6 protein-coding genes are annotated in these 6,661 nt (G+C 75.7%); 5 read left to right on the top strand and 1 reads right to left on the bottom strand.

The window, feature by feature from the left end; translation table 11 throughout:
• Positions 1 to 88: 88 nt before the first annotated feature.
• Positions 89 to 967 (bottom strand): NAD-dependent epimerase/dehydratase family protein, encoded by an 879-nt coding sequence (locus ACFXAM_RS37005; protein WP_380298115.1) that lies wholly within the window; start codon positions 965 to 967, stop codon positions 89 to 91.
• Between the two features lie 97 nt (positions 968 to 1,064).
• On the opposite strand from ACFXAM_RS37005, the gene ACFXAM_RS37000 reads away from it, so the two are divergent.
• The 5 genes from ACFXAM_RS37000 (at position 1,065) to ACFXAM_RS36980 (ending at position 6,629) form a co-directional block, all read left to right on the top strand.
• A complete protein-coding gene (locus ACFXAM_RS37000) occupies positions 1,065 to 1,598 on the top strand; it encodes a MarR family winged helix-turn-helix transcriptional regulator (protein WP_380298113.1) in 534 nt (177 codons plus the stop codon).
• Positions 1,599 to 1,893: 295 nt separating this feature from the next.
• Positions 1,894 to 3,138, top strand: a complete 1,245-nt coding sequence (locus ACFXAM_RS36995; protein ID WP_380298112.1) for an Hsp70 family protein — start codon at positions 1,894 to 1,896, stop codon at positions 3,136 to 3,138.
• A gap of 181 nt (positions 3,139 to 3,319) precedes the next feature.
• Complete coding sequence (locus ACFXAM_RS36990; protein WP_380298111.1) at positions 3,320 to 4,216, top strand: hypothetical protein; 897 nt, start codon at positions 3,320 to 3,322, stop codon at positions 4,214 to 4,216.
• A gap of 142 nt (positions 4,217 to 4,358) precedes the next feature.
• Positions 4,359 to 5,414 carry a hypothetical protein gene (locus ACFXAM_RS36985; RefSeq protein WP_380298109.1) on the top strand — a complete coding sequence of 352 codons (1,056 nt, stop codon included), beginning with the start codon at positions 4,359 to 4,361 and terminating at the stop codon, positions 5,412 to 5,414.
• Between the two features lie 12 nt (positions 5,415 to 5,426).
• Positions 5,427 to 6,629 (top strand): hypothetical protein, encoded by a 1,203-nt coding sequence (locus ACFXAM_RS36980; RefSeq protein ID WP_380298107.1) that lies wholly within the window; start codon positions 5,427 to 5,429, stop codon positions 6,627 to 6,629.
• The last annotated feature ends 32 nt before the right edge of the window (positions 6,630 to 6,661 follow it).

The raw sequence follows: 6,661 nt of genomic DNA, 5'->3' as shown, positions 1-6,661 counted from the left end.
CGCCCGGTCCGCGCCCGCGTGGGCGCCGCGCCGCCCGGCGGGCCCGTCGCCCGTGGAGGAACGACGGGCCCGCCGGCCGGTCGGGCGGTCAGTACGAGCCCGACACCAGCTCGGCCACCGCGCCCTGCCGCTGCGGCTTCCAGCCGAGCGCGGCGCGGGCGGCGGCGCCGCTGACACTCTGGTCGAGGGCGAGCGCGCCCGCGAAGAGCGGGCCGAACACCTCGCCGGCCTGCTCCAGCGGCACCAGCTCCGGGGCGCCGGGCACCCCGGCCGCTCGGCCGGCGGCCCGGGCGAGCTCGCGCACCGGGACGGCCGACTCGCCGACACCGTGCCAGAGGGTGCCGGCCTCGGCCCGCTCGACGGCGGTCACGAACAGGTCGGCGAGGTCGTCCACGTGGACGGTCGGCCAGCGCACGCCCTCCTCGCCGTAGTACTCCGGAGCCCCCTGCCGGCGGGCCCGGTCGACCAGGACGGCGGGGATGCCGCCGCCGCGGCCGTACACGATGCCGGGCCGCACGACGACCGCGCGCACGCCCTCGGCGGCCTCGGCCAGGACGCGCTGCTCGATCCGCGGGCGGTAGCCGACGATGTCGATCGGGTCGGTCGGGGCCTCCTCGTCGACCTCCTGGGCCTCGCCGGTGGCGCCGAGCACCCAGACGCCGCTGGTGTAGACGAAGGGGCGGCCGGTGCCGCGCAGCGGAGCGGTGAGCGCCCCGATGACGGCGGTGTCGACGTCGACGTCGCCGCTCGGGGGAGCCAGGTGGATCACGCCCTCGATGTCGGGGGTCACCGCGCCGGCCAGCGAGGCCGGGTCGGCGGTGTCGCCGACCACCTGGGCGTGCCAGCCCCGGTCGGGCTGCGGCTCGGGGTTGCGGGTGAGCGCGACGACCTGGTGGCCGGCGGCGGCGAGGTGCTCGGCGACGGCGGAGCCGATGTAGCCGGTGGCGCCGGTGAGCAGGATCTTCATGACATTCCACCTCTGTCGAAAATTTCGATATCGAAACTATAGGCACGCTGGATCCGCACTGTCAAACATTTCCACGTCGAACTGTTAGACTCGCCGCATGACGGAACAGCAGCCGCAGCAGCACGACGGCGTCGACCGCATCACCGCCCAGTGGCGCGCGGTCCGCCCCGACCTGGACGCCTCCCCGATGGCGGTGATCGGCCGCATCTCCCGCGCCTCGCGCCTGCTGGAGCGCGGGATCAAGGACAACCTCGCCGTCCACGGCATCGAACCCTGGGAGTTCGACGTCCTGGCGACCCTGCTGCGCTCCGGCCCGCCGCACGTCCTCAACGCCGGTGAGCTGAGCTCGGCCGCGATGGTCAGCTCCGCGGCGCTCACCAACCGCATCGACCGCCTCGTGGAGAAGGGCCTGGTCGACCGGGCCGTCGACCCCGCCCACCGCCGGCGGGTGCTGATCTCGCTGACCGGTGCCGGCGAGGAGCTGGCCAACCGCCTCGTCGAGCACCACCTCGTCGGCGAGGAGCGCCAGCTCGCCGGGCTCACCGCCGCCGAGCGCGAGCAGCTCGCCGGTCTGCTGCGCAGGGTCCTCCTCGCGCTCGGCGACCACGTCGAGGACCCGGCCGAGGGGTAGCCGTTCGGCGGGGGAGCCGCCGGGAAGGCGCGCGGATTCGGTCACCTGACGGTGTTTCGGTCGGGCGCCGGGCCGAGACTGGTCGCGGCGCCCCGGTCCGGGGGAGCGGGGCGCCGCCCGAGGGGCGGCTGCGGAGGGCACGCGACCGGCAATGGCCATGCCATTGTTACAAGATGTGCTGAGTTTCTCCACCGTTGCCCCCGGGGCCCTACCATCCTGCGCGGGGGCGCCGGAGTTCCGGCTTCCGGTGCCCGCCCGTGCGCCCCGTGACGCCGCAACTCCCTTGCGAGGAAACGTGTCTGACTGGTCGTTGGCGATCGACTTCGGTACCTGCTTCACCACCGCGGCCGTGCGCGTCGAGCAGGCCGGCGCGGCGGAACCGGGGGCGGCGGGGCAGGGCGCGGCGGGGCCCGGGGCGGTGACGGCCGTCGAGATCGAGAACAGCCGCTGTCTGCCGTCCCTGGTCTGCCTGGACGACGACGGCCGGCTGCTCACCGGGCGGGCCGCCGTCCAGCTCGCCGCCCAGCGCCCGGAACGCGCCGAGCAGCACCCCAAACGGGCGCTGCTGCGGCAGCCGGCCGTGCTGCTGGACGACCGCGAGGTGGCCACCGTCGACCTCGCCGCCGCCGTGCTGGCCCGGGCGGCGCGCGAGGCCCGGGCGCGGCGCGGCGGCACGGAGCCGGCGCGCACCGTGCTCACCCACCCCGCCGACTGGTCGCCGGGGGACCTCGACCGGCTGGTCGAGGCCGCCCGACGGGCCGGACTGGACGCGCCGGAACTGCTGCCGGAACCGGTGGCGGCCGCCCGCTTCCACGCGGCCGACGCCGCCCCGGCGGACGGCGGCGCGCCGATCGCCGTCTACGACCTCGGTGGCGGCACCGTGGACATCGCCGTGCTCCGCCGGGAGGCGGACGGCTTCCGGGCCGTCGCGGTGGCCGGAGACCCCGACTTCGGCGGCCGTGACCTCGACCAGGCCCTGTTCGAACTGCTCCGCGACCGTGCGCTGGACCTCGACCCCGAGCCGTGGCAGCGGCTCTGGTCCGACCCGGCGCCCGCCGCCGCTCACCAACGGGCCCAGCTCGCACGCGAGGTGACCCTGGCGAAGGAATCCCTGTCACAGACCGGCACCGTGTACCTCGCGGTGCCCGGCTACCCGGATCCCTTCGTGGTCCAGGGCGGTGAGTACCGGGCGGCCGTCACCCCCGCGCTCACCGCCTCGGTGGGGCTGCTGGAGCGGACCGTCACCCGCGCCGGGCTGACCCCGGACGGGCTGGGGGCCATGGTGCTCAGCGGGGCCGCCAGCCTGACGCCGCCGGTCGCCGACCTGGTCGCCGCCTGGCTGGGCCGGATGCCCGACCTGGCCGCCGATCCCAAGGCCGCCGTGGCCCTCGGCGCGCTCACCGACCCGCCCGCGCCGCCCGCCCAGGGCGGTTCCGACACCGACGCCGGCTCCGACGGGGCGGGCGCCGAGGAGCCGGCCGCCCGCCGCTGGAGCGTCACCCACTACCCGGACGAGGTCGATCCCGAGCTCTGGTTCTGAGCCGCCGGCGCTCCTGCCTCGTCCCCGACCCGTCACCCCGTCACCCCGTCACCGTCACGCCGCCACCGTCACGCCGCCGCCGTCGTCGAGCCGCGCCGTGCCCCGCCCTGCCCTGCCCTGCCCTGCCCTGCCCGAAAGCGCACCACCCGCCCGAGGACCCGCGAGAACCGCGAGGAACCGCATGGACATCGTGATGCTCGGCCACAGCGCGGCCGGGAAGACCAGCTACCTCTCCCTGATGTACGCCGCCATGTGCGACGGCGTCGAGGGCATGACCCTGCGCACCGCCGACCGCGACGCCCACCGCTCGCTGCTGGCCGACGCCCGCGCCATCCTGCGCGGTCGCTACCCGAGGGCCAGCGACCGGCCGCACCGCTACGAGTTCGTGCTCTGCCACGACGGCGACGAGATCTTCCCGTTCCGCTGGACCGACCACCGCGGCGGCGCGCTCACCGAACACCGCCGCTCCAGCCCGCAGGCCGCCCGTCTGCACGACGACCTGGTCGCCGCCGACGGCATCGTGCTCTTCGTCGACGCCCTGCGCCTGGACACCGACCCCGAGGCTGCGGAGGACGTCCGCCGGCTCGTCGTCCGCGTCCACCAGGCCGTCGCCGACCGGGAGGAGAGCGTGACCCCGCTGGTGATCGCCCTCACCAAGACCGACCTCGTCGACCTCGGCGCGCCCGACGCGGAGAAGCGCTTCGTCGGACCGTTCATGCCGCTGATCGAGGCCGTCCAGGAGACCCGGCACATCCAGGGGGCGTTCATCCCGCTGGTCTGCGGGCCGGAGCCGGAGGGCGTGGCGCTGCCGGTGCTCTGGACGCTCCGGTTCGGGATCATCGGCCGCGCGATGGAGCTGTCCGCCTCGATCGACAGCCTGATGGCCTCCGCCCGCTTCGCCGACCAGCGCGACACCCTGTGGGACCGGCTCAGCAGCTGGTGGGAGGACGAACCGTCCTGGGCCTCCATCCGCGACCGCGACCGCGCCCGGGCCGCCGCCGAACTGGCGCGCCTGGAACCGCTGGTGGCACCGGCCGACCGGCTGGGCGAACTGCTGGAGGACGTCCTCGCGCTCTGAGCGCCCCGATCCTTCCCGACCACCGCCGACGAACAGCGCCACCACGCACCGGTGTTGCCCCGCACGGGCGTTGCCACGCGGCAGCGCCACCGGGCAACGACCTCACCGACGACCGACCCCACGAGACGAAGGACACCGCACGATGACGGTCCCCACCCTCACCCTCACCCTGCTCGGAGCCAGCGGCTCGGGCAAGACGGCCTACCTGCACGGCATGTACAACCGGCTCTCCATGGGCGTGCAGGGCTACTACCTCTACACGACCGACCCCGACCTCGACCTCGACCTCGCCGAGGACTGGGCCCGGCTGCGCCGTACCGGCACGATGCCCAAGGCCACCTCGGACCGGCCGATCTCCTACGAGTTCGTGTTCCGCCGGGGCATGCGCGACCTCATGACCATCGACTGCGTGGACTTCCGCGGCAACGCCGCCCTGGACCGGCGCGGCGCCGCCGAGGACGTCGCGCTGCTGGAGGACCGGCTGATGCGGTCCGACAGCATCATCCTGGCGCTGGACTCCGAGCACGTGGCCGAGTGGATCAAGCACGGCGCGCCCGGCAACCTCGACCGGGACGACGACCCGATGGAGATCTCCCGGTTCAGCCGCGCGATCTCCCGGGTGTTCAGCGCACGCCTGGCGGACGGTGACCCGGTCCCCGGCGTCACCGTCCTGCTCACCAAGGCGGACCTGCTGGCGGAGCGCACCGGCATGCGGCCCGCCGAGGCGCTCCAGACGGCCGGCCGGAACTTCGCCAAGCTGGTCCCGGTCCTCGGCGGCGACGACGCCGAGGGCGTCACGGTGGCGCTCTGCGCCGTCCAGCTCGGCAACTTCGGCGCGGCGGCCCAGGCCACCGTGGACGCCAGCCGGATCGCCCCGAAGAACCTCCACCTGCCGATCATCTTCAGCCTCCGCCACTACCTCAGCGAGGGCATCGTGCGGAACCGGCAGGAGATGTCCAGGCTCGCCGGCAGCCTCGACGCCTCGCGCGGCGAACTGGCCGCGCTCAGCCAGGGGTTGTTCGGCGGGCTGTTCAAGGGGGCGCAGAAGAACAGCGCCCGGCAGGAGATCGACCGGCTGCTCGCCAGCAGCTCGGCGACCTCGGCCGACCTGCAGCGCGCCCAGGAGCGCTGCCGGGAGCTGGACGAGGAGCTGCGGGGGGTCGCGATCTTCCGCGACGGCCGGCTGCTCACGGACTGAGGGGCGAACGCCATGACGAGGAGCACGACCGACGGGCCCGGGCCCGGGAACGCCGACGGCTGGTCGGCGGTGGTCTACGGCCGCACCCTGCGGGTCGACCAGTGGTGGCGGGCGCTGCCCGCCGGGGTCGACCGGCAGGGACCGGTGGGGGACGCCGTGCGCGCCGCCGTGGCCGGCGGGAGCCGGCTGGAGCACGGCCCGCGCTTCCTGCTGCACCGTGACGACCGAGGGGTCCTGGTCGGGGCCGCCTGCGAGCTGGACCTGATCAGCCGGGTGATGGTGCAGGACCGGTTCGGCCGTCCGCTGTACGGCTTCGTGGGCTGGTACCGGCCCGCGTCGGCCGGCAGCGGTGGGAGGGTCCCCGCACTCGCCGAGCTGGCCGGCCACCTGGCCGACTGGGCCGGACCGGTCTACGCCGAGTGGATCGCGCAGACCTGGGAGGCGGTGGGGCGGGAGGAGGCCGAGCCGCGGACCACCCGGGCGGTCGCCGCGCCGTGGCCGGAGCGGGCACCGCTCGCGGCCGGGGCGGCGCCGCAGCCGGCGGTGTGGCGGCCCGCCCTTCCGGCCGGGTGCCACCTGCTGCCCGAGGCGGACGCGCCCGGACTCTGGGCGGCCGCCGCGGCCGGGCCGGGCCGGTGCGTGCTGGTCACCGGCTGGCGCCGCCGCGCGGACGCCGACGCGGACCGGCTCACCCATCTGACCAGCGCGGACTGCCACGGCTACGAGCTGCTGCGGCCCCCGCCGCCCCCGCCGCCGCCCCGTCCTGTACCGCCGCCGCCCGCACCCGGGCGGTCCGGTCCCGCACCCGGGCGGTCCGGTCCCGCGCCCGCGGCCGAACCCGGTCCCGGTGCGACGCCGGGGCCGAGGCCCGGCCCGCGACCCGGACCGTCCGGATGGGGGAGGGCCGCACGCAGAATCGGGAAGGCCATGGCCGACGCCTTCTGGTCGGAGGAACCCGAGCAGCAGGAGACCGGGCGCAGCGAACCCGGGCGGAGCGAAGCCGGACGGAGCGAACCCGGGCGCCCGGAGGCCGCACCGAAGCGCTGGGGCCGGGCGGAGAGCGACCGGCCGGCCCCCGGGAAGCGGTCGGGGGACGAGCCCCGGCCCGGCCGCGACCCGTACGACGGCCTGGGCGAGCCGCTGCCCGGGCCGCGGCGCCCGGTGCGCCCGGCGCCGCCGGCAGCGGAACCCTTCCGGCGTGCCTTTTTTTTTTAAGCAGAGCCGGTCTCCGCGAGTCTTCAGTTTTT

Origin of the sequence: Kitasatospora sp. NPDC059462 (assembly GCF_042749955.1) — a bacterium.
In the GTDB taxonomy this organism is placed as follows: domain Bacteria; phylum Actinomycetota; class Actinomycetes; order Streptomycetales; family Streptomycetaceae; genus Kitasatospora.
The sequence above is the reverse complement of the archived record's forward strand: the minus strand, read 5'-3'. Positions and strand labels throughout refer to the sequence as shown.

Bases quoted from the DNA above. Each gene is read 5' to 3' on its own strand.
- ACFXAM_RS36990 (WP_380298111.1), top strand. From the start codon at position 3,320: ATGGACATCGTGATGCTCGGCCACAGCGCGGCCGGGAAGACCAGCTAC.
- ACFXAM_RS36985 (WP_380298109.1), top strand. From the start codon at position 4,359: ATGACGGTCCCCACCCTCACCCTCACCCTGCTCGGAGCCAGCGGCTCG.
- ACFXAM_RS37000 (WP_380298113.1), top strand. From the start codon at position 1,065: ATGACGGAACAGCAGCCGCAGCAGCACGACGGCGTCGACCGCATCACC.
- ACFXAM_RS37005 (WP_380298115.1), bottom strand. From the start codon at position 967: ATGAAGATCCTGCTCACCGGCGCCACCGGCTACATCGGCTCCGCCGTC.
- ACFXAM_RS36980 (WP_380298107.1), top strand. From the start codon at position 5,427: ATGACGAGGAGCACGACCGACGGGCCCGGGCCCGGGAACGCCGACGGC.